This is a genomic window from Sulfitobacter sp. 1A15299, from assembly GCF_043556915.1.
GTDB lineage: Bacteria > Pseudomonadota > Alphaproteobacteria > Rhodobacterales > Rhodobacteraceae > Sulfitobacter.
Window position 1 is genome coordinate 18,684 of sequence record NZ_JBIFFJ010000005.1, and the last position, 22,064, is coordinate 40,747.

Consider the following 22,064-nt stretch of genomic DNA (forward strand, 5'->3'; position numbering starts at 1 on the left):
GCCTCTAGAAACGGGCGGGTGAGAAGGGGGTCAGGTCGATGCCGGGGTCTTGACCGGTCATCAGGTCCGCGATGATGGCGGCGGTGCCCGCCGATTGGGTAAGGCCCAGATGCCCGTGGCCAAAGGCGCAGAACACATCCGGGCGGTTCGGCAGCGCGCCGATGGCGGGCAGGCTGTCGGGCAGCGAGGGGCGGAAACCCATCCACTGCGTGCCGCCCGAGGTATCGAGCCCCGGCAGAAAGCGCTTGGCCTTTTTCAGCATCGCATCGGCGCGGGCAAAGTTCGGCGGCAGGTCGAGCCCGCCGAGTTCCACCGCCCCGCCGACGCGCAGCCCATGGCCCACTTTGCTGATGACAAAGCCATGGCCGCCGAAAGTGATCTGGCGCTTCAGGTCGAAGGCACCACTGGGCAGGGTCGTGTTATAGCCGCGCTCGGTCTCCAGCGGGATTTTCGCGCCAGCGGTCCGCACGAGGTGATGCGAATGCGCACCCGCAGCCAGCACCACGCGGCCCGGCATCATGCCAGCGGTGGTCTCGACCCCGCCCGCGACGAGACGTTCGGCGCGGGTGATGGTGATCTCCCCGCCCCCTGCCCGGAAGCGCTCGGCCATCGCCAGAACATAGTCGCGCGGGTCCGAGATCGACTGCCATTCAGGCGTGAAGGTCGCATGCGTGAAAGACGGCGCGAGACCGGGTTGATAGGCCGCGATCTCATCGCCCCTGAGATGCGTGAAGGGGATCCCCGCCTCTTCGCGGGCCTGCCATCCGGGGAGCGATGCGCGAAACTCGGCCTTGCTTTCATAGACCTGCAACTGACCGTCGTGCCGCAGCATATGAGCCAGACCGGCCCGCTCCAGATGCGGGTTGAGCGCGGTTTGCGAAAGCTTCATCAGCGCCGTCTGCGCCACGGTCGAAGCCCGCAGCTGCGCGGGCCAGCTTGCTTTCCAGAACCGCCACATCCACGGGGCGATCCGCCCGGCATAGCGCGGCGGCACCGACAGCGGCCCCAGAGGATCAAGCAGCCATTTCGGCGCCTGCCGGATCATCCGGGGCGAGGCGAGCGGCAGGATCTCGGTAAAGGCAAAGGCGCCCGCGTTGCCCGCCGAGGCACCCGCCGCCGGGCCTTCTCGGTCGATCACCCGCACGGGCAGCCCGCGCGCCTGAAGCGCCAGCGCGATGGACAGGCCCACCACGCCCGCACCGACGACCGTCACCGGGGTTTGCTTCATTACCGCACGCTCGACAGGAATTGACGTGTCTCTTCTTGCTGCGGATCACCAAAGATCTGGTCCGGCGCGCCAATCTCGGCCATGACGCCCTTGTGAAAGAAGGCCACCCGGTCCGACACATCGCGTGCGAAACTCATCTCATGGGTGACACAGATCATCGTCATCCCCTCATCTGCCAGCAGTTTGAGCGTGTCCAGCACCTCGCCCACCAGTTGCGGGTCGAGCGCCGAGGTCACCTCGTCGAAGAGAATGTAATCGGGCGACATCGCCAATGCACGCGCAATCGCCATCCGCTGCTGCTGCCCGCCCGACAGGCGGCTGGGGTAGACATCGAGCTTGTCGGCCAGACCGACATGCGAAAGCTGCTGCACGGCGATCTCTTCGGCATCCTTGCGGGCGATGCCTTTGACCTTGCGCGGGGCCAGCGTGACATTCTCCAGCACCGTCAGATGCGGAAAGGCGTTGAACTGCTGGAACACGATGCCGATCTTGCGGCGCAGCTTGTTCAGGTCGGTGTCGCGGGCGTGAACCTCGGTCCCGTCGACGACGATGCGGCCACTGTCGATCGGCTCCAACCCGTTGATGCAGGTCAAGAGCGTCGATTTACCCGAACCCGAGCCGCCGATCACCGAGACGACCTCGCCCTTTTCTACGGTCAGGTCGATGCCCTTGAGCACCTGAAGCGCACCAAAGGATTTGTGGACGTTTTCAATCTCAATCATTTTCTTGCCACCTTTTTTCCAAGCGGCTGCCAAGCCGGGCAATGGGGAAACTGAGCGCGAAGTAGATCGCGCCGGTCACGAGCAGGATGAACATCGGCTCTTGCAGGCGTGTCACCAGAATTTGCGAGGCGCGCAGCAATTCGATGATGCCAAGCCACATCACCAGCGCGCTGTCTTTCATCACGCCAAGGGTCAGGCCGATCCAACTGGGCAGGCCAACCCGCAGCGCCATGGGAAAGACGATCTGCGTAAGATCCTGCCCCCACGTCATGCCGAGCGAGCGCGCCGCACGGCGGGTGACCGAAGGCACCGCCTCGATCGCGCCGCGCACGATTTCGGTGCAATAGGCCGAGGTATAAAGCGCCAACACGATGCAGGAGGTCACGAAGGGCGAAATCCCCCAGCCCGCGATGGCCTGAAAGGCGTTGGCGAGGATCAGTTGGATCAGCAGCGGGACCGAGCGGAAGATATCCAGCACAAAGGTCAGCGGCAGCGCCGCCCATGGGCTGATCTGGCTGCGCAGCACCCCAAAGAAGACCCCCAGCAGCGTGCCGCCCACCACCGCGAAGGCGGTGACCGACAGCGTCACCCCTGCGCCTTTGAGCATGAACATGAGGTCGTTGAAGGTCAGAGCCGTATCAAACATCTATTCTCTTCCTTCAGTAGCGAAACAGGCGGGCTGCAAGCAGCCGTGCGCCAAGCATCACGGTCTTGGCGATCACGTAGTAGATCACCGCCGCCAATGCGAAGAATTCAAAGGTTCGGAAGCTGCGCGCATTGAGGTCTTGCGTCACCCCGGCGAGGTCCGAATTCAGCCCCACCGTGACACCCAGAGAGGTCATCAAGATCGCCCAGATCATCTGGTTCGTCGTCGGCAGGAACGAGATGCGGAACATCTGCGGCAGGATAATCAGGCGAAACGCCTTGGCCTGCCCCATGCCCAGTGACCGCCCGGCGCGCAGCTGGGTGCCCGGAATGGCACGCATCGCGCCGCGGAACGTCTCGCAAAGGTAGCCCGCGTTGTTAAAGGCGATCCCGGCCAGCAGCGCGGCATAGGGGCTGAGATAAATGCCGAAAGACCCAAGCCCGAAATGCGCCATGTAAATCTGAAACAGCGCCGGCGTGTTGCGCGCCACTTCGACCCATGCGGTCGCAGGCGCGCGCAGCCAAGCCGATTTGGCATCCCGGCCCACTGCCAGCAGCACGGCGATGGCAATGCCGATGAGCATCGACAGGATCGATATTTGCAGCGTGACCAGCGCGCCTTCCAGCATCTCTGGTAAGGCGCGAAAGGCCTGTCGCCATTGAAAGGTATAGTTGCCCATCTCTTGCTCCGATCAGCGGTTATCGGCAGGGGGGCCGCAGGTCGCGGCCCCCGCATGTATCAGCGATAGGCTTTGGCGATGGTCAGATCCGGCGCCTCGCCGCCGACCCATTTGTCGAACAGTTCCTGATAACGGCCCGAGCGCACCTGCTGGTTCACGAAGAGGTCGAGATAGTTCAGCAGACCGTATTCCTGACGCAGGCCGATCAGACCGACATAGTCCACGTCAAAGGGCGCATCGCCCGCGATGGTCAGACCGTCGAACTTACCGCTCGCCACGATGGAGGAGGCCACGGTGGAGGTCACAACCGTCGCGTCGATCTGGCCTTGGGCCAGCGACAGGAAGACATCCGCTTGGCTTTGATACGAACGGAAGCTGCCCTCGTCCCATGCGTCCACCTGTTCTTCCAGCGCGATGGCTTCGAAAGTTCCCGCGACGGAGCCCACGGTCTTGCCTTTAAGGCTTTCGAAACTGTCGACACCCGCGTCTTCGCGGGTCAGCACGACATTGGTGAAGGCGAAATAGGGCACCGAGAAGCCAACTGTCTTGGCACGTTCCAGCGTGTCGGAGGTGGAGGCGACACCCACATCCGCACGGCCCGAGACGAGGGCGGGGATACGGTCGGGAAAGGGCGTCTCCACGATCTCGGCCTCGACACCGAGAGCGGCGGCCAGATCGTTGCAATAGTCCACGTCAAAGCCGACGGGCGTGTTGCTGTCATCGCGCGAGCCCATGGGCGGGAAGTCCAGCACCACGGCGCAGCGCAGCGTGCCCGAAGAAATGATGTCGTCCAGTTTGTCGGCCTGAGCGGCTGTGCCGATCACGGTCGCAGCCACGAGGCTCCCGGCGAGTTGCGTGAATTTCATAGGTATCTCCCTCTTAGGTTGGTCGCCCCCGACTCTCTCCCGACGGGGTGCGGGGTGGCATGAAGGAACAATGTCTTCATTAAAAATACAATATGTATTTTTAAGTTTTACCGGCATGTCGACATATTTTTGATACATTCCTGCCTTGCCAGCATGGTCGTGAAAAAGCAGCCGGTTGGGCTGCTCTCCCACCGCGTAACAAATGCGAAAAGCCGGGCGCGCGGCCCGGCTTTTGCGAACTTCAATTACTCCGCCGCGTCTTTCGGCAGCAGCGCCTCGGGCAGGTTCTGATAGGACACGGGCCGCAGGAAACGGCGGATCGACAGGGTGCCCACGCTGGTCGCGCCGAAGTTGGTACTGGCCGGATACGGCCCGCCATGCACCATGGAATCCACGACCTCGACGCCCGTTGGGAAACCGTTGGCCAACAGGCGACCCGCCTTGCGTTCCAGCACCGGCATGAGGTCGCGCGCGGCGTCGACATCCGCGTCATCCATATGCAGGGTGATGGTCAATTGCCCGTCCAGATCGAGTGCCAGCGCGCGCATCTCTTCCAGCGAAGAGACCCGCACCACCAAGCCCAGAGGGCCAAAGACTTCTTCATGCAGCGCCGGATTGGCCCTGAACGCGTCGCCCGTGGTTTCGAACAGGGCCGGCGCGGCGGTGCGGCCTTCGCTGTCGGCCAGATGCACCTGGCGCAGGCTTGGCGAGGATTTGAACTTGTCCCGGCCCGCGCAATAGGCTTCGGCGATACCGTCCGTCAGCATGACCTGCGAGGCCACGTCTTGCAGCGCCGCGGCCGCGTTTTGCACGAAGGCATCGGCGCCCGGCCCGTCGATCACCACGGCGATGCCGGGATTGGTGCAGAATTGACCCGCGCCCATGGTCAGCGATGCCGCCCAGCCCTTGCCAAGCTCTTCGGCCCGCGCCGCCATCGCGGCGGGCAGCATGAACATCGGGTTGACCGAGCCCAACTCGCCAAAGAAGGGGATCGGCTCTGGCCGCGCGGCGCAGAGGTCAAAGAGCGCACGTCCCCCGGCCAGCGAGCCGGTAAAGCCCACCGCCTTGATCCGCGGATGCTGTACCACGGCCTGCCCCACGGCGCGGTTGCCGCCTTGGATCAGCGAGAAGACCCCGCGCGGCATGCCGCAGCTTTCCACCGCCGCATGGATCGCTTCGGCCACGATCTCTCCGGTGCCGGGATGGGCGGAGTGGCCTTTGACGACGACCGGACAGCCTGCCGCCAACGCCGCCGCCGTGTCACCGCCTGCGACCGAAAAGGCCAGCGGGAAGTTCGATGCGCCAAAGACGGCCACGGGCCCGATGGGGCGTTGCACCATGGTGATCGCCGGGCGCGGGGCGGGCTGGCGTTCGGGCATGGCGGCATCGAAACGGCGGTCGAGGTAGTCGCCCTTTTCGATATGCGCCGCGAAAAGGCGGAGCTGGCCCACGGTCCGGCCCCGCTCCCCTTCGAGCCGGGCTTCGGGCAGACCGCTTTCTTGGCTGCCGATCTCGGTGATCTCGGCCCCGCGGGCGTCGATCTCATCGGCGATGGCTTTGAGAAATTTGGCGCGGGTCGACCGGCTGGAATAGCCATAGTCCCAAAACGCCGCTTCTGCGGCTTCGCAGGCTTGATCGACCAGTTCCACTGTACCGACCGAAAAGTCACGCTCAGGCCCATGGGCCGGGCTGGAGCTAAAGCGGTCATCCGTGGCGATCCATTCGCCAGCGATCAGGTGTTTGCCATGAGGGGTAAAGGCCATCCAACTATCCTTTCATGCGGGCCGCGGCCCGGTGTCAGCTTGCGTCTCTTCGTCATTGCATACATGATGTATGCATGAATGCAACCCAAGCCCTGCGAGGTTTAAGATGACCGACACAACCCTCTCCCATGACGACCTGACCGCGATGGTCATTCGGATTTTCCAAGGCGCGGGCTTGTCGGCGCTGAATGCCGGCGCGCTCGCGCGGGTGATCGTCGCGGGCGAAGGCGATGCCTGCAAATCCCACGGCATCTACCGGATCGAAGGCTGCCTGCGCACGATCAAGGCGGGCAAGGTGGTGCCCGACGCCGTGCCACGGGTGCATCATGACGACAGCGCCGTGGTGCGCGTGAACGCGGGCGGCGGCTTCTCCAACGCGGCCTTCGAAGCAGGCGCGCCGGTGCTGGCAGAGCGGTGCCGCACCACCGGGATCGCCGCCATGGTGATCAACGATTGCACCCATTTCGCCGCCCTCTGGCCCGAGATCGAGGCGCTGACCGACATGGGCCTTGCCGCCATGGCCATGTGCCCCAGCTATGCCAGCGTCGCCCCCTCGGGCGGCACCGACCCCTTGATGGGAACCAACCCCTTCGCCTTTGGCTGGCCCCGGGAAGCGGGCAACCCTTACGTTTTCGATTTCGCCACCAGTGTCGCCGCGCGGGGGGAGATCGAATTGCACCGCCGCGCGGGCACGCCCCTGCCCGAAGGCTGGGCCATCGCCCCCGATGGCAGCCCGACAACCGACCCCGAAACCGCCCTCGCCGGGGCCATGCTGCCCTTCGGGGGCCACAAGGGCTCGGCCATCTCGACCATGATCGAATTGCTCGCCGGGGTGATGATCGGTGACCTGACCAGCCCAGAGGCGCGCGATGCCTTGGGCGCGCTCACCCTCGCGCCCGCCCATGGCGAATTGATCATCGCATTCGACCCCAAGGCGTTTGCCGCAGACCGCCCCGGCGATCCCTTCGCGCGGGCGGAAACCCTCTTTGACGCGATCGCCGACCAAGGCGCGCGGCTGCCCTCGCAGCGCCGGTTCAGGGCGCGGGCCAAGACGCGGGCCGAGGGCATTCCCCTGACGGATGCCGAGATGCGCAGTCTTGAGCGTTTGCTGGCAAAAGGGCTCGACGCCGTTTGATGCGTTTCGCGCTCCGGCCCGGGGTCGGGGCGCGCCCACCCTAAAGACGATTGTCACAAAAAGCGGCGATCCCACGGAATTCAAGGCAAAATTTTGTGCAAACCCATCTGCACGGCGCGGCCATCGGCGGTTTTCCGCGCTGCTCTGCAGCATTCCGCTGAAAGTTGTAAAATCAAGTTTCCAGTACGCGCGAAAAGATTAGATAGGGGAAAATTGCACACTCTTAACGTGTCTCCCGAGGTATTGTTTTGCCGAAGTCCCGACCCGCACGACCTAATAATCTGCGACCCGACAACCTGAAGCGACGTCAGTTTCTAGCCCTCTCTGCCGCGTCCTTTGCCGCTGCCCTCATGCCGCAGTACAGCCAGGCGCAAGAGGTGCCTGACGCCTCTTTCACCTTCGACAAACTCGTCGAAGACATGCGGCAGTTGGCGCAGACATCCTATGCCGCGCCGAAGCCCGTCGAAGGCTTTCTTGCCGATCTCGATTACGACGCCTACCAACGCATACGGTTCCGGCCCGAGCAGGCCCGTTGGCAGGAAAAAGGCGTGGCCTTCAGGCTGCACGCCTTCCACCCCGGCTGGCTGTTCAAGGAAGCGGTGAAGATCAACGAAGTCCGGGGCGACGCGGTGGAGCCGATGGGCTTTACCACCGCCGATTTCGAGTATGACGACGAAAAACTCGCCAAGTCGGTCCCCCCCAATGCCGAGATGCCGGGCGTCGCCGGTTTCCGACTGCACACCCCGCTCAACCGTCCCGATATTTTCGATGAATTGATCGTCTTCCAAGGGGCGAGCTATTTCCGCGCCTTGGGCACGGACACGCTCTATGGGCTGAGCGCGCGGGGTTTGGCCGTCAACACCGGCCTGCCCGAAGGCGAGGAATTCCCCCGCTTCCGCGAGGTTTGGCTGCGCCGCCCCGAACCGGGCGACGATAGTGCCACGATCTATGCCGCGCTCGACAGCCCCTCGGTGACCGGGGCCTATCAATTCGTGATCACACCGGGCGAAGATACCACCGTCGACGTCACCATGCGGCTCTTTCTGCGCGAAGACATCAAACAGCTTGGCATCGCGCCGCTGACCTCGATGTTTTTGCACAATGGCGCGGACAAGGGCAATTTCGATGATTTCCGCCCCGCGGTGCATGACAGCGAAGTCTTGGTGCTGAACACAGGCAAGGACACCACCCTCTGCCGCCCGCTGAACAATCCGCCGCGTTTGGCGAGTTCTTATTTCGGGGCGCAGAGCCCGCGGTCTTTCGGGCTGGCGCAGCGCAACCGGGACTTTGAACATTACCTTGACGCGCAGGCCCATTACGAACGCCGCCCCTCGCTGATGATCGAACCCATGGGTGATTGGGGCAAAGGCACGCTGCGGCTGGTCGAGATACCTTCGGATTTGGAGGGCAATGACAACATCGTGGCCTATTGGATCCCCGAAGGGGAGACCCGCGCAGGCGATGAACTGGCTTATGGCTACCGCATGCATTGGGGGATGACCCCGCCGGGCGCAACACCGCAGACCCTCGGCCGCGTGGTGCGGCTGCGCGCGGGCCATGGCGGGGTGGCGGGTGTTGAGGCAGACACCGAGACCCGCAAATTCGTCATCGACTTCGCCGGCGGGCAGCTCAGCGACATGCCAAGCGACGCCAAGCTCGAACCCGTCACCAGCGCACAGAACGGCGAGATCGTGGAGGCGATCCTGAGCCGGGTGGATGGCAGAAACGAATGGCGGCTGGTGTTGGAACTGCGCGCCGAGCCTGACGCCATCGTCGAGATCAAGGCAGTTCTATCGGGATATGACCGCAATCTGACAGAGACATGGGTGTACCAATGGATCAACGCATGACCCTTCAAGACGCGACAACCCCCACTTCCGCAATGGCTGGCGAGGCCGAGAATTGGATGCCGCCCGCCGCCCCGCTTGCGATGCCAAGGCAAAGCTTGGAACGGCGCGGCCATCTGGCCGGGCTGGCCGACCTTGCGCGGGAATTTCTGCTGCGGCGTAAGGCCTGAGCACCATGACACCCCAGCACAGGCAGATCGCGGCGGATGGCCCGACCCGTTTTGCACGGGCGGTCGCCCTGATGTTGTCACTCGGGTGTGCGGCGCTTGCCTCGGCCCTTTTGGCCGAGGCCGCGGCGCGGGACGGCTTCAGCGGCTGGGATGGCCTCCGCGCCCTGCTCGTTTTCGCCACCACCGCTTGGCTGGCCTGGGGGGCGTCGCTGGCGCTGATCGGGCTCTTCGGCGGCAGATCAACGCCGCCCCGCCCCGCGCTTGAGGCACCCCAGCCGCGCACGGTGATCGCGGTGCCGATCTGCAACGAAGACCCGCTCACCACCTTCGCCCGCATCGCCGCCATTGACCGTTCCGTCGCCCGAGCCGGGGTCACGGCGGATTTCGTCGTTCTGTCGGACACCCGCGATGATGCGCTGGCCGGGAAAGAGCAATTTGCCTTCGCCCGCCTGCTGCGAGAGACCGAGGGCCAAGGCCGCATTTTCTACCGCAGACGGCAGGACAATGCAGGCCGCAAGGCGGGCAATATCGAAGAGTTCATTCGCAGCCATGGCGCAGCCTATGACTTTGCCGTGATCCTCGACGCCGACAGCCTGATGGAAGGCGAGACGATCCGCGCCATGATCGCCCGGATGCAGGCCGATCCGCAGCTGGGGCTATTGCAGACCCTGCCCAAGATCATCGGCGCGCGGTCATTCTTTGGCCGCGCCCTGCAGTTCGCCGCGTGGTTCCACGGGCCGATTTTCACCCGCGGCCTTGCCCGGATGCAGGGGGCGACGGGGCCGTTTTGGGGCCATAACGCGATTATCCGTGTGCGCGCCTTTGCCGAAAGCTGTGGCCTGCCCGAGCTTTCCGGCCCGCCGCCCTTGGGCGGTCATATCTTGAGCCACGATTATGTCGAAGCGGCCTTGCTCGCCCGCGCCGGTTGGAGGGTAGAAGTGGATGAGACTTTGGGCGGCTCCTTTGAGGAGGGCCCCGAAAACGTCCTCTCCTTCGCGCGGCGCGAGCGGCGCTGGTGCCAAGGCAACCTGCAACATGCGCGGCTGATCTTTGCGCCCGGCCTGGCGGGGTGGAGCCGCTTTGTCTTTTTGCAGAACGTGACCGCCTATGTCGTCTCGCTTCTCTGGGCGGCCTTCCTGATCACCTCGGCGGTCAGCACGCTCTATGCGCCGCCGCCTGAGTATTTCCCCGGGCCCTACCAGCTTTTCCCCGTCTTCCCCGATACCAGCACGCGCGAGATCACGCTGCTGGCCTTGGGAGTGTTGGGACTGCTTGTGGTGCCAAAGCTGCTGATCCTGATCCATGCGCTTCTGACCGACCGGGCGCGCGACTTTGGCCGCGCTGTGCGGATGGCGCTGTCGGTGCTGACCGAGATCGTGCTGACCACGCTTCTGGCCCCTCTGATGCTGCTCTATCATAGCCGCGCGGTAATGCAGGTCCTCTCGGGCCAAGACGGCGGCTGGCCCGCCAACCAACGCAACGAGGGCCAGTTGAGCTTGGCCGATGGCTGGGCGGCGGGCCGGTGGATCGTGTTCATCGGTGCGGCGATCATCGCGGCGGTGCAATGGATCGCGCCCGATCTGACCGTTTGGCTGCTGCCCGTGGCGGTCCCGATGCTGCTGGCCCCGATGCTCATCGCCTGGACCTCTCGCCCCCTGCCCCGCAGTCTTTTCGCCGTGCCCGAGGATGCCGCGCCGCTCGATGTTGTCGCGGCATACGACAGTATCTGCGATGTCTGGCGGCTGACGTGGAATGACGAACATCTCATGCCAGACCCCAAAACGGCGGAGCTGACCAATGCCACCGCCTAACACCAGCCTGTCGCCTGCGGCACGGGCTGTGGGCGCGGCTCCCAAATCCGCCCGCGATCCGCGCATTGACCTGTTTCGCGGGCTGGCGCTGGTGATGATTTTCATCAACCACGTGCCGGGCAACCCCTATGAGACGCTGACCATCCGCAACCTCGGTTTCGCCGACGCGGCGGAGGCGTTCTTTCTTATGTCCGGCATCGCCGCGGGCTTGGCCTATACACCGCGTTTCATCGCGCGAGACCGGGTGCGCAACGGCCTTTGGCGCGCCATCGCACCGCTGTGGAGGCGGGCGTGGTCGCTCTATGTGGTGCAAATCCTTCTTTCGGCAGTGGCCTTGGGCATCTTCGCCGCCGCCTTCCAGATCACCGCAGAGGCCGCGTTCCTGACCAAGATCAACATGCGGCAGGTCTTTCAAAACCCCACCCAAAGCGTGATCGGCATTCCGCTTTTGACGCATCAATTCGGCTATGTGAACATCCTGCCCGCCTATTCCGTCCTGCTGATCTGTGCCCCGGCGGCGATTATGCTGGGGCTGCGTTGGCCGCGCCTGCTTCTTGCACTGTCGCTGTTGCTCTGGTTGCTGACCGGTGTCTTTCGGCTGAACCTGCCGAACTACCCCAACCCGGGCGGCTGGTTCTTCAATCCTTTCGCATGGCAGGCGATCTTTGTCTGCGGGCTGCTGGTGGGCCTGAGCCAACGGCAGGGCTATCGGTTTTTCCCGCGGTCGAAGGCTCTGTTTTGGCTCTCTGTCGCCGTCCTGCTGGGCGTTCTCGCATGGCGCTATGTGCCGGGTTTGGGCAAGTTCCTGAACCTGCAAATGCATCATCTGCGCGAGGCCGGCGTGCCCTTCAACATCACCTCGCATGACAAGACCTATCTTTCCGCCCCGCGGTTCATCCATATTTTGGCCTTGGGATATTTCCTGTCGCAATTGCAGAGCGTTACCCGCCTCTCGGCCCATGCCATGGCCAGCCCTGTGCGGCTGATCGGTCGGCACGGTCTGCTGGTCTTTGCCAGCGGCACCGTTCTGGCACTGGTCTGTCAGGTCATGATGATGGCGCAACCCAAGGCGTTGTGGATGCCTTGGGTCTTACCGGTCGCCGGCACATTGGCGCTCTACGCCATCGCGCGGGCTGCGGAGGCATCGCGGCGGGTGCTAAACGCACCGGCTGACCCCAAACCCGCACCCGCGCCGCTTGAAGCACCAGCCGCCGAAGCCGCCCCGTAGCCATTACGAACGCCGGTCGTCCCCACGCCCCCATTTGCGCCAAGCCAGCCATGCAAGCCCCAGCCCGCCCGCGATCAGCGCCATGTGACGTGGGCGGATGCCGCGCCCGGTGGTCGTGGCCTCCCCCGGATGGTAGCGCGGGTCGAGCAGGCGGGTATCTGCAAGAAAACCACCGACGACAGTCTCGCTGCCCCGAAACACCGCCCGCAGACCGCGGCCCTTCCTGCGATTGAGGGTTTCGATGGTGCCGATCATCGACTTCTTTTCATCCATCACCTCGGCCACATGGTCAGGCGACAGGCCGAGGTGTTCGGCAATCAGCCGGGTTCTGAACCCTTCGATCACCTTTGCGGGGTGTTCGATCGCGACATCGCATTCGGTATCAAACCCCATGGAGCGGTTGTTGAGGTTGCTGGAGCCGAGGCGCAAAAGGTGATCGTCGATGATCATGATCTTCGCATGAACATAGATCGGCTCCCCCTCCTCGGTGACGGGGAAATAGATGCGAAAGCGGTTTTGGTGATCGGCGCGTTTCAGGTCTTCCACAAGCCGCTCACGCAGCACATGCATGGCGTCATCTTCCAGCTGGGATTCCGCATCTCGCGGGTTGATGATGACGATCTCAGGCCCGTCCTCTTCGGACAACCGGGCTTTAAGCGCATCGCAGACCGACGCAGCGGCGAAATACTGCGATTCAATATAGATATAGTCACGCGCCGATTGGATCCCCGCGATATAGAGGCGCTCGATCTCATTGATAAGCGGCTCTTCGTCGAAAGGCGGCTCGGTCCGGGCGATGCCCACCTCGACTCCTTCGGCATCAATCGGCAGGTCTTGGGGCCATTCGGACATCGGCGCATCTTCGGGGCGCGCGATCTCATCCCCCGTGGCGCGGAACCAACGCCGACGCGAAAGCTCACCCAAAGCCGCGGCGGCAGGGCCGGACATGGCCGAGGTCGCGTCATGCCAAGGGTCGGACGGCGTGCCATCCTTGCGCAGGCGGCGCGGGTCGTGCGGCAGGTGGTCAGGCGTGTCCCAGCGGTCTTCGGTCGCGTCGATGCCGCCGCAAAAGGCCAGAGCATCGTCGGCCACGACGATCTTTTGATGGTGGCAAGCGCCAAAAGGGTGGTGGCCGTCTAGCGCGAAGTGAATCCGGTCGCCGCCAAAAAGGCTCAGCGCCAGCGAGGGCAGCAGACGCCCCGGCGCGGCCAGCACGGCGCCATTCCATTTGAGCAGATAGACATTCAGTTCCGGCCTCCGCTCCACCACCGCCTCGACAAAAGCGCCAAGCTGGTTGGGAAACCCATCGGGCGCATTGCCGTCTTCGTCACTTTCGCCGGGAAGCATCTCAAGCTCGAAATCGAAATCCCAGCCGATCAGCATCAACTGCTGCCGCGCCCCGAGGAAAATCTCACGCAAGACCCGGAAATAATCCGCCGCATCGACGATGAGGCCGAACCGATCGGCCCGGGCGACGCGCCATGTGGTCTTATCATTGAACAGGCTTTGGCCGTTGGCCGCTTGCGCGTGGTTCGTCTTAGCCAGTTCCAAATCGCCCTGCACGTTTTGTCCCTCTCTCTTCGATCCTACAGGGCTAAACGCCCATTCCCGCGCGAAGTTGCATCGATGCCCAAATATCGGATGGGCTCAGACCGGCTGCGCTTGGAACAATTCGGCCTGAAGCCGGGCTTCTTCGGCGGCTTTGGGCGTGGTGAACCGCGCCAGCAGGAAATAGGCGACCGGGGTGAGATAGAGGGTCGAAAGCGTGGCCATGCCCAGCCCCCCGACGATCACCCAGCCAAGCGCCTCGCGCGCCTCGGCCCCCGCGCCCGCCGAAAGGATCAGCGGCACGCCGCCCAAGACGGTCGAGGTCATCGTCATCATCACCGGCCGCAGGCGGATGGTGGAGGCGCCAAAGATCGCCTCGTGGATATCCGCCCCCTGATCGCGCAATTGGTTGGCAAACTCGACGATCAGAATGCCGTTCTTGGCCATGATCCCGATCAGCATGACCAGCCCGATCTGACTGTAGACGTTGAGGCTCTGCCCCGTCATCAGCAGCGCGAAGATCGCGCAGGCCAGCCCCAAGGGCACCGTGGCCATCACTACGATGGCAGAGATGAAGCTTTCGAACTGCGCGGCAAGGACAAGGAAAACCACGAGGATCGCAAAGCCGAAGGTCACGAGAAGCCCCGAACTGGTTTGATCCAACGCCGCGGCCTCGGCCAGCGGCACGATCAGGTTTTCATCGTCCAACACCTCCTGCCCGACCGCGCGCACCTGTTCCAATGCATCGCCCAGCGACAGGCCCGGCGTCAGCCCGGCAGAGATCTCGACCGAGCGGTTCTGCCCTTCGCGGTCCAACTCGGGCGCGACGGCGCGCTCTTCAAGGGTCACGAAACTGGCCAGCGAAATCATCTGCCCGTTGCCCGATTGGACAAAGACGTTCTCAAGGTCGCGCGGGTCGTTCACCGGGTCCGAGGTGGACAGCATCTGCACGCCATAGCTGGTGTCGTCGATAAAGACCGATGCCACCTCGCGCCCGTCGAGCATGGCCTGCAAAGCCTGCCCCAGCCCGGTGATGTCGACGCCCAAGTCAGCGGCCAGCGTCCGATCGATCTGCACGAAAAGCTGCGGCTGCGTGCGTTCATATTCCAGCCGCACCTGTCCCATTGCGGGGTTCGTGCTCAGCCGGTCCACCATCGCCTGCGCGACTTGGGACAGTTGCTCGTAATTATTGCCGGTGATGGCGAAGGACAGACCCCGCCCCGCGCCGCGAATCCCGAGGGAGTTCGGCTGAATCGCAAAGGCCCGCACGCCCACGATACCGCCCAGCTTGCCGTTGATCTCGCCCACAATCTCATCTTGACTGCGCACGCGGTCTTCCCAACCGGCGAGCGTGAAGACCATGAAACCCCGATTGTCCGCGCCAAACCCGGTGATGGAAAAGATATTTGTCACCTCTCCAGTCTCTTGCAGCGGGGTGATCAGGTCTTCGATCTCGCGCATCTTGCTTTGGGTATAATCGAGCGAGACGCCCTGTGGGGCCGTCACGCTGAGCAGCGCCACGGCGCGATCTTCGCGCGGGGTCAACTCTTGCCGGATCTCGCCGGAGACCAGCACCGCAGTCAGCGCGACGAAGGCCGCGATCAGCACCACGACATAGGGCATCGCCAGCGCCCATCTGAGGGTCGCCGCATAGGCGCGGTAAAGCAGGTTGCCAAGCCAGACGACGGGGCCGCGCGGGTTCTCCGCTGCGGGTTTGGTCAGCAGGCGGCTGGCGAGTACCGGACAAAGGCTAAGCGCCACGACCGAGGACAGCATCACCGCGATGGCGAGGGTGAAACCAAACTCCCGAAACAGCCCGCCCGCCTGTCCGGGCAGGAACGACAGCGGCACGAAAACCGCCGCCAGCGTGGCCGTGGTGGTGACGACCGCAAAGAAGACCTGCGAGGTGCCCAGCACCGCCGCCGCGCGCGGCCCCATGCCCGCCGCCCGTTGGCGCACGATATTCTCCAGCACCACAATCGCGTCATCCACGACCATCCCGGTGGCCAGAACCAGCGCCAGAAGGGTCAGGATATTGATCGAAAAGCCCACCAGATAGATCGCCGCCAAAGTGCCGATCAGCGCCACGGGCAGGGTCAGCGCCGGGATCAGCGTGGCGCGGAAATCGCGCAGGAAGACAAAAATCACCGCCACCACGATGCCCACGGCAAAAGCCAGCGTCGAGAGCACCTCGCGGATCGAACCCGAGATAAAGGTCGCATCGTCCGAGGTCACGAAAATGCGCACGTCCTCGGGCAGGGTCTCGTTCAACTCCCCCACCACGGCGCGCACATCGCGCGAGATCTCAAGCGTGTTCGACGTGGCCTGCCGGATGATGCCAATGCCGAGGCCCAATTGCCCATTGGCACGCAGGATCGTCTCCCCTTCGGCGGGGCCGAGCGTAACGCTGGCGACATCGCCGAGCCGCACGTTCTGCTTGATCTCCATCGCCTCGAACGCCTGTGTGGTGACGACGCTGGCCGTGGTGCGCACGTTGATCGACTGGCGGTCGCCCGCCAGATCGCCCGCGGGCGCGTCATAGGCCACATCGGCCAAGGCGCGCTGAATGTCGCCTAGGGTGAGGCCCCGGCTCGCCAGTTCCAACTGGTCGATATCGACGCGGAAAAAAGGCTCACGGTCGCCGTAGATCTGCAAATCCGCCACGCCGTTGACCGAGATCAGCCGGTCTTCGACGCGGTCCTGCACCAGTTTGGTGAGCTCCTCCGGCGAGCGGCCCATGGAGGTCACGGCGATGCGCATCACCGGCTGGGCATTGGCATCGGCCTTGACGATCTGCGGCTGGTCGGCCCCGTCGGGCAATTGGTTCACGATCCGCGCCACCGCATCGCGCACATCGGTCGCAGCCACGTCGATATCGGTGCTGTCGTTGAACTCCAAGGTGACCCGGCTACGGCCAAACCGCGAATTCGATGAAATTGCCCGCACGCCCGAGACCCGCCCCACGGCGCCTTCGATTCGCCCCGTAAGCTCCTGATCCACGGATTCCGGGGAAGCGCCCGCGAAGGACGTGGTGACCGTGACCACGGGCCGGTCGACATTGGGCAGTTCCCGCACCTCCGCGCCGAAAAGCGCGGCGATGCCTGCCAATACGATCAGCGCGTTCAGCACGAAGGCGAGGATCGGGCGGCGCACGAAAAGCGCGGTGCCCGAGGCGGTGCTCGCGGGCGTCGTGGCGTCCTCGGTCGGGGCGGCGCTCATAGGGTTGTCTTCTCAGCCGGGGCGGCATCAGATTGCACGCGGCCCGCCTGGTTGACCTCGCGCACCTCGCCGCCTTCGCGCAGAGTTTGCACGCCTTCGGTCACCACCACATCATCGGCGGTCAGGTCGTCCGACAGGACGAGCACGGAGTTGCTGTTGCGCTGCGCGATCTCCACCGCGACCTGATGCGCCTTGCCCTCCCGTACCGTCCAGACAAACGGCCCGTCCGAGGACCATTGCACCGCCAGCGGCGGGATCGCCAGAAACGGATCGCCGACAAAGGTCAGGCTGACCGAGAAGGCCATGCCCGCGCGCAAATGGTCCCTTTCATTCGGCACCCGGCCCTGCACCAAAAGCGTGCGGCTGGCGCGGTCGATCACGCTGTCGATGGCGCTGACTTCGCCCATTAGGGTCAAATCGCGCATGCCAAGCGGGGTGACGGTGATTTCCTTGCCCAATGAGAGCTTGCTCACCACCCGTTCAGGCACGCGAAAATCGATCAGGATCTCGCTGCGGTCGGTGATGGTGGCGAGTTGATCCTGCGCATTGACGCGGTCGCCTTCTTCAATATCGGTGATCCCCACCCAACCCGAGATCGGCGCGAGAATGCGGCGTTGCGACAGATCGAACTGCGCTTGGCTGAGCGCAAGCTCGGCGCTTTGCAGGGCCAGTTCCGTCTCGCGCAGGCGCACTTCGCTGACCGCGCCGGTGTTTTGCAGCCGCTCTACGCGGTCTTGCTCGGTCTGGGCGTTTTCAAGCTGAAGTTCGGCCTGTTTCAGGGCGATCTGCTCGGCCTCATTCTCCAACAGGGCCACAACGGTGCCTGCTTCGATCAACTGCCCGGCGGGCAGGTTGAGATCGGTGATGACCCCCACGGCGTTGGAACGCAGCGTCACCGACCGGCGCGCCCGCCCGTCGCCGATGGCGGTGATCCGGTCGGCCAAAGTCTCCTCGCTGACCGGAGCGGTGACGACCAGCGATGGCCCGCCGCCGCCCCAACCCCGGCCAGAGGACTGTGGCGCCTCCGCGACCTCCTCAATCCCCAATAGATCGAGCAAGCCGGTCTCGGCCACATAGGGGCGGGAGGCGGGGACATAGGTTAACATCGCGTAGAGGCCCGCAACGAGAACCAGCAGAAATACGAAAAATTGGCGCAGGGCTTTCACGGGGGATGCGCTTTCAAAATATGTTACGAGGCGCATAATTGAGCATCGGCCCCAAAAAGGCACCTCAATTCTGCTTGATCACTGGCTGGGCATTCCCCGAAGGGGCCGCTGGCTGTTAGCACTATGGCGCGGAAGCCTGCCCGGTGGAAGGGCAATGGGGTTGATTACTAGAAATTCCGTTTCCGCCGCACATATTCTGGCCCAAGCCGGATCAAAGACCGAGGGGACATCATGCGCGCGACGGTTCTACCACTGGCGACACTGCTACTGGGCTTTTCACTATTGCAGATGAGCAATGGGTTGCAGGGCACGCTTCTGGCCGTGCGCGCGGGGCTCGAAGGGTTTGGCGGGGCGACCACCGGCCTCATCATGTCGGGCTTTTTCGCGGGGCTGAGCGTGGGCTCCTTCGTAGCACCCCGGCTGATCAGCGGGGTGGGCCATATCCGCACCTTTGCCGCACTCGCCTCTGTCGCCTCTGCCGCGGCGCTGATGCATTTGGCTTTCATCGACCCTTGGGTCTGGATCGCCGTGCGCTGCCTGACCGGGTTCGCTTTTGCCGGGTTGATCATCGTGACGGAAAGCTGGCTCAACGCCTCGGTCAGTTCCGCGCAGCGGGGCAAATTGCTGGCGGTCTACGGCATGGTCGGCATGGCCTCGGGGGCGGCGGGGCAGTTCCTGCTGAACCTCGGGGATCCGGCTGAGTTCATTCTCTTCGTGCTCGTCTCGATCGTGATGTCGCTGTCGCTGGTGCCGATCTCGCTCAGCCGTGTGGAAGGGCCGCGCTCGGAAGGTGCGCAGGAACCGCCATCGGTGCGCCGACTCTGGGGGCTGTCGCCTTACGGTGCGGTGGCCGCAGGGCTGGTCGGAGCCTCTATCGGGACGTTCTACGGGCTGGCGCCGCTTTTCGCGCAGGAGATGGGCTATACCCAATCGCGCATCGCCCTGCTGATCGCGGCCTTTACCATCGGCGGCTTGGTGCTTCAGTTCCCGCTGGGCTGGATGTCTGACCGGATGAGCCGCCGCGGTCTTGGCGTGGGGCTCGCCGCCGCTGGCAGCGCCTTGATGTTGCTGACCCTGCCGATTCCGGCGCCGTCGGGGACGATGCTGCTGGTGCTGGGATTTGCCATTGGCGGGTTGGTCCTGCCCGCGCAATCCATCGTCATCGCCCATGTCAACGACCGCGCCCCCGGCTCTGCCGTGGTGGCCGTCTCGGGCGGGCTGGTGCTGATGCAGGGGATTGGCGCCGCCATCGGGCCGCTTCTGGCGGGTGTGCTGCTGGATACGCTGGGGCCGCGCGGCTTGCCGCTGGCGCTTGGCGGTTTTCAGTTGACCATCGTGGCATGGGCGCTGCTGCGCATGACCCTGCGCAGCGATCCCGAAACCCAGGAGCGTCACGCGGCACCGCCCCTGACCCCCAACTTCGTCGAAGGCGAACTCAGCCGCGAGGAATAGCGCGGCTCAGCTCTGGGGCCAGCTCTTTGGTACGTTGCGACGCAACTCTTCCAGCCACGGGGTGGCAACGGAGTCGGACGGCGCGCGCCAGTCTCCGCGCGGCGACAATGCCCCCCCGGCGCTGACCTTGGGCCCATTCGGCAGGGCCGAGCGCTTGAACTGGCTTGTGGCGAAGAAACGATGCAGGAATTTTTCGAGCCAGTGGCGGATCGTCTCCAGATCATAGGCATTGCGTTTGCCCTGCGGAAAGCCCTCGGGCCAGCGCCCCGCCTCGACATCATGCCAAGCGTGCCATGCCAGAAAGGCCACCTTTGACGGGGTGAGCCCGTAGCGCATGGTGTGAAAGAGAAAGAAGTCATTCAACTCATAGGGGCCGATCATCGACTCGGTGCTTTGGATCTCTTCACCTTCACCCGCGGGCACCAGTTCGGGCGAGATCTCGGTGTCGAGAATGGCTTGCAAGACCTTGTCCGTCTCTGCGTCGAACTGCCCCGACCGGGTGGCCCAACGAATGAGATATTGGATCAGCGTTTTCGGCACGCCGGTGTTCACCGCATAGTGGCTCATCTGGTCGCCAACGCCGTAGGTGCACCAGCCAAGCGCCAATTCGCTCAGATCGCCGGTGCCGATGACAAAGCCCTGCCGCTGGTTGGCGAGCCGGAAGAGGTAATCGGTGCGCAGACCGGCTTGGACATTTTCAAAGGTGATGTCATAGACCGGCTCCCCGTCCGAGAAGGGGTGATCCATATCCTCAAGCATCTGCCGGGCGGCGGGGCGGATGTCGATCTCATCCGCGGTGATCCCCATGGCCCGCATTAATTTCCACGCGTTGGATTTGGTGCCTTCAGAGGTGGCGAAGCCGGGCATCGTGAACCCGAGGATCCGGTCGCGCGGGATGCCCAAACGGTCACAGGCTTTCGCCGCCACGATCAGCGCATGAGTCGAATCCAGCCCGCCGGAGATGCCGATCACCATGGTCTTGCCCTTGGTCGCCTCAAACCGGCGGCGCAGACCTTCGACCTGAATGTTGAACGCCTCATAGCAATCTTGGTCGAGATGGCTTTCGCGGTTCGGCACATAGGGAAACCGGCGCACGGGGCGGATCAGACCGGCGTTTTCGTGATGCGGTTGATGGGCAAAGGTCACCCGGCGGAACTCCGGCGCGCGGTGTCGCGCGGCGTCATGGAAACTGCCCGTCCGCATCCGCTCTGACTGGATACGCCCGCAATCCACATCGGCGATGGTCAGTTCCGGCTCCAGCGGGAAACGGGTGGATTCGGCCAAGAGATCCCCCAACTCATGGATCATCCCCTGCCCGTCCCAGGCCAGATCGGTCGTGCTCTCCCCCGGCCCGGCGGCGGAATAGACATAGGCCGCGAAGGCGCGCATGGATTGCGACCGGCACAGCAGGTGACGGTCAGAGGATTTGCCGATCACGATGTTGGAAGCCGAGAGATTGGCGAGAATGAGGGCGCCCCCCAAAGCCGCATCCGCCGAGGGCGGCGCAGGCGTCCAGAGGTCTTCGCAAATTTCGGCATGGAAGATCAGACCGGGTAGATCCGTCGCCTCGAAAATCAGGTCATCGCCAAAGGGCACAGTCCGGCCCGCGACGGTGATCTCTCCGCCGGTGTCCCGGCCATGGGCGAACCAGCGTTTCTCATAGAACTCACGGTAATTGGGCAGGTAGGATTTCGGCACCACGCCCAGCACCTGCCCGCGTGAAATGGCGATGGCGCAATTGTAAAGCCTTCCCTCGCGGCGCAGCGGCGCGCCGAGCAGGATCACGGGGGTCATCTCGGCACTGGCCTCGATCAGGTCGCCAAGCGCCTCTTCCACCGCCGCCAGAAGCGCGTCCTGCATGTGCAGATCGTCGATGGCATAGGACGAGAGTGACAGTTCGGGGCAAACCAGCAAATCCACCCGCGCCGCATCGGCCCTGCGCATTTCGTCCAACAGGCTGTCGCGGTTGAAGGCCACATCGGCAGGCCGCACATGCGGCGTGCAGGTCGCCACCCGGACAAAACCATGACGGTGGTAGGCGGTAAAGGCGGCGGCTTGGCTTTTGCTCACGTCAGGCTCTCTTCCAACATATCCAAAATCGTTTCAAGGCATCGCTGCCGGATCGCATCCCGGCCAATGGCTCCAAAGGACTCGGCCCGATGAACCGTGTTACACCCCTCGCGCGCAAGCGCAAAATGCACAAGCCCCTCTTGATCCTCGGGGCTGCCCGGCCCGGCAAAGCCGGTGGTCGAGACGGCGATCTGCGCGCCCGAGCGGTGCTGCGCGCCTTCGGCCATCGCAATAGCCACGGGGCGCGAAACCGCGCCGCAGCGGTCCAAAAGCGCCCGGTCGACGCCCAACAACTCATGCTTGGACTGATCCGTATAGGTGACGAAACCCCGCTCAAACGCGTGGGAGCAGCCTTCGATATCCGTGAGCAACGCCGCGACCAGCCCGCCGGTGCAGCTTTCCGCCGTGGCGATGTGAATGTCGCGGTCGCAAAGGACTTTCAAAACGGATTTCGCGCGATCTGCGATGTCGGGCTGCGCTAAAGGATCACTGTTCTGCATCTTCGCTCCGCAAC

Annotated in this window: 17 protein-coding genes; 6 read left to right on the forward strand and 11 right to left on the reverse strand. The window is 63.9% G+C overall.

Annotation, left to right across the window (positions count from 1 at the left end):
• Positions 1-4 precede the first annotated feature (4 nt).
• The 6 genes from ACGYK7_RS08395 to ACGYK7_RS08420 all read right to left on the reverse strand — a co-directional run bounded on the left by ACGYK7_RS08395 (position 5) and on the right by ACGYK7_RS08420 (position 5,904).
• Positions 5-1,228, reverse strand: a complete 1,224-nt coding sequence (locus ACGYK7_RS08395) for an NAD(P)/FAD-dependent oxidoreductase (protein ID WP_394400947.1) — start codon at positions 1,226-1,228, stop codon at positions 5-7.
• On the reverse strand, positions 1,228-1,950 hold the full coding sequence (locus ACGYK7_RS08400; RefSeq protein ID WP_394400950.1) for an amino acid ABC transporter ATP-binding protein: 723 nt from the start codon (positions 1,948-1,950) through the stop codon (positions 1,228-1,230). The genes ACGYK7_RS08395 and ACGYK7_RS08400 overlap by 1 nt, the downstream gene beginning before the upstream one ends.
• The gene (locus ACGYK7_RS08405) at positions 1,943-2,596 is read right to left on the reverse strand and encodes an amino acid ABC transporter permease (RefSeq protein WP_120352372.1); all 654 of its coding nucleotides are present in this window, start codon (positions 2,594-2,596) and stop codon (positions 1,943-1,945) included. The genes ACGYK7_RS08400 and ACGYK7_RS08405 overlap by 8 nt, the downstream gene beginning before the upstream one ends.
• Positions 2,597-2,609: 13 nt before the next feature.
• Positions 2,610-3,275 (reverse strand): amino acid ABC transporter permease, encoded by a 666-nt coding sequence (locus tag ACGYK7_RS08410; RefSeq protein ID WP_067260891.1) that lies wholly within the window; start codon positions 3,273-3,275, stop codon positions 2,610-2,612.
• Between the two features lie 59 nt (positions 3,276-3,334).
• On the reverse strand, positions 3,335-4,141 hold the full coding sequence (locus ACGYK7_RS08415) for a transporter substrate-binding domain-containing protein (RefSeq protein WP_067260893.1): 807 nt from the start codon (positions 4,139-4,141) through the stop codon (positions 3,335-3,337).
• Between the two features lie 245 nt (positions 4,142-4,386).
• A complete protein-coding gene (locus tag ACGYK7_RS08420; RefSeq protein ID WP_394400954.1) occupies positions 4,387-5,904 on the reverse strand; it encodes an aldehyde dehydrogenase (NADP(+)) in 1,518 nt (505 codons plus the stop codon).
• Positions 5,905-6,010: 106 nt separating this feature from the next.
• On the opposite strand from ACGYK7_RS08420, the gene ACGYK7_RS08425 reads away from it, so the two are divergent.
• From ACGYK7_RS08425 to ACGYK7_RS08445, 5 genes are all read left to right on the forward strand, one after another.
• On the forward strand, positions 6,011-7,039 hold the full coding sequence (locus tag ACGYK7_RS08425) for an Ldh family oxidoreductase (protein ID WP_394400957.1): 1,029 nt from the start codon (positions 6,011-6,013) through the stop codon (positions 7,037-7,039).
• A gap of 350 nt (positions 7,040-7,389) precedes the next feature.
• On the forward strand, positions 7,390-8,889 hold the full coding sequence (locus ACGYK7_RS08430; RefSeq protein WP_394400960.1) for a glucan biosynthesis protein: 1,500 nt from the start codon (positions 7,390-7,392) through the stop codon (positions 8,887-8,889).
• The gene (locus ACGYK7_RS08435; protein WP_394400963.1) at positions 8,886-9,056 is read left to right on the forward strand and encodes a hypothetical protein; all 171 of its coding nucleotides are present in this window, start codon (positions 8,886-8,888) and stop codon (positions 9,054-9,056) included. The genes ACGYK7_RS08430 and ACGYK7_RS08435 overlap by 4 nt, the downstream gene beginning before the upstream one ends.
• Positions 9,057-9,061: 5 nt before the next feature.
• Positions 9,062-10,867 (forward strand): glucans biosynthesis glucosyltransferase MdoH, encoded by a 1,806-nt coding sequence (mdoH, locus tag ACGYK7_RS08440; protein ID WP_394400965.1) that lies wholly within the window; start codon positions 9,062-9,064, stop codon positions 10,865-10,867.
• Positions 10,854-12,095, forward strand: coding sequence for an OpgC family protein (locus tag ACGYK7_RS08445; RefSeq protein ID WP_394400968.1), 1,242 nt, complete (start codon positions 10,854-10,856; stop codon positions 12,093-12,095). The genes mdoH and ACGYK7_RS08445 overlap by 14 nt, the downstream gene beginning before the upstream one ends.
• A 3-nt stretch (positions 12,096-12,098) precedes the next feature.
• On the opposite strand, the gene ACGYK7_RS08450 is transcribed toward ACGYK7_RS08445, so the two are convergent.
• The 3 genes from ACGYK7_RS08450 to ACGYK7_RS08460 form a co-directional block, all read right to left on the reverse strand.
• Positions 12,099-13,658, reverse strand: a complete 1,560-nt coding sequence (locus tag ACGYK7_RS08450) for a phospholipase D-like domain-containing protein (protein ID WP_394400971.1) — start codon at positions 13,656-13,658, stop codon at positions 12,099-12,101.
• Between the two features lie 84 nt (positions 13,659-13,742).
• On the reverse strand, positions 13,743-16,862 hold the full coding sequence (locus ACGYK7_RS08455) for an efflux RND transporter permease subunit (RefSeq protein ID WP_394400974.1): 3,120 nt from the start codon (positions 16,860-16,862) through the stop codon (positions 13,743-13,745).
• Positions 16,859-18,028, reverse strand: coding sequence for an efflux RND transporter periplasmic adaptor subunit (locus ACGYK7_RS08460; protein WP_394400977.1), 1,170 nt, complete (start codon positions 18,026-18,028; stop codon positions 16,859-16,861). Before ACGYK7_RS08460 ends, ACGYK7_RS08455 begins: the two co-directional genes overlap by 4 nt.
• 231 nt (positions 18,029-18,259) lie before the next feature.
• Here ACGYK7_RS08460 and ACGYK7_RS08465 point away from each other — a divergent pair, with 231 nt between their 5' ends.
• Positions 18,260-19,480: an MFS transporter gene (locus ACGYK7_RS08465; protein ID WP_394400980.1), complete on the forward strand. Its 1,221-nt coding sequence runs from the start codon at positions 18,260-18,262 to the stop codon at positions 19,478-19,480.
• A gap of 6 nt (positions 19,481-19,486) precedes the next feature.
• Here the strand turns inward: ACGYK7_RS08465 and ACGYK7_RS08470 are convergent, their stop codons facing one another.
• Together ACGYK7_RS08470 and ACGYK7_RS08475 are read right to left on the reverse strand one after the other, a co-directional pair.
• Entirely contained in the window at positions 19,487-21,550 is a 2,064-nt protein-coding gene (locus tag ACGYK7_RS08470; protein ID WP_394400983.1) for an NAD(+) synthase, read from the reverse strand.
• Positions 21,547-22,050 (reverse strand): CinA family protein, encoded by a 504-nt coding sequence (locus ACGYK7_RS08475; protein WP_394400985.1) that lies wholly within the window; start codon positions 22,048-22,050, stop codon positions 21,547-21,549. Before ACGYK7_RS08475 ends, ACGYK7_RS08470 begins: the two co-directional genes overlap by 4 nt.
• Between the last annotated feature and the right edge of the window lie 14 nt (positions 22,051-22,064).

Excerpts from the sequence above, each read along its gene's own strand:
- ACGYK7_RS08410 (WP_067260891.1), bottom strand. The coding sequence starts at position 3,275 with ATGGGCAACTATACCTTTCAATGGCGACAGGCCTTTCGCGCCTTACCA.
- ACGYK7_RS08405 (WP_120352372.1), bottom strand. The coding sequence starts at position 2,596 with ATGTTTGATACGGCTCTGACCTTCAACGACCTCATGTTCATGCTCAAA.
- mdoH (WP_394400965.1), top strand. The coding sequence starts at position 9,062 with ATGACACCCCAGCACAGGCAGATCGCGGCGGATGGCCCGACCCGTTTT.
- ACGYK7_RS08445 (WP_394400968.1), top strand. The coding sequence starts at position 10,854 with ATGCCACCGCCTAACACCAGCCTGTCGCCTGCGGCACGGGCTGTGGGC.
- ACGYK7_RS08435 (WP_394400963.1), top strand. The coding sequence starts at position 8,886 with ATGACCCTTCAAGACGCGACAACCCCCACTTCCGCAATGGCTGGCGAG.
- ACGYK7_RS08430 (WP_394400960.1), top strand. The coding sequence starts at position 7,390 with ATGCCGCAGTACAGCCAGGCGCAAGAGGTGCCTGACGCCTCTTTCACC.
- ACGYK7_RS08420 (WP_394400954.1), bottom strand. The coding sequence starts at position 5,904 with ATGGCCTTTACCCCTCATGGCAAACACCTGATCGCTGGCGAATGGATC.
- ACGYK7_RS08395 (WP_394400947.1), bottom strand. The coding sequence starts at position 1,228 with ATGAAGCAAACCCCGGTGACGGTCGTCGGTGCGGGCGTGGTGGGCCTG.
- ACGYK7_RS08475 (WP_394400985.1), bottom strand. The coding sequence starts at position 22,050 with ATGCAGAACAGTGATCCTTTAGCGCAGCCCGACATCGCAGATCGCGCG.
- ACGYK7_RS08455 (WP_394400974.1), bottom strand. The coding sequence starts at position 16,862 with ATGAGCGCCGCCCCGACCGAGGACGCCACGACGCCCGCGAGCACCGCC.
- ACGYK7_RS08465 (WP_394400980.1), top strand. The coding sequence starts at position 18,260 with ATGCGCGCGACGGTTCTACCACTGGCGACACTGCTACTGGGCTTTTCA.
- ACGYK7_RS08415 (WP_067260893.1), bottom strand. The coding sequence starts at position 4,141 with ATGAAATTCACGCAACTCGCCGGGAGCCTCGTGGCTGCGACCGTGATC.
- ACGYK7_RS08400 (WP_394400950.1), bottom strand. The coding sequence starts at position 1,950 with ATGATTGAGATTGAAAACGTCCACAAATCCTTTGGTGCGCTTCAGGTG.
- ACGYK7_RS08425 (WP_394400957.1), top strand. The coding sequence starts at position 6,011 with ATGACCGACACAACCCTCTCCCATGACGACCTGACCGCGATGGTCATT.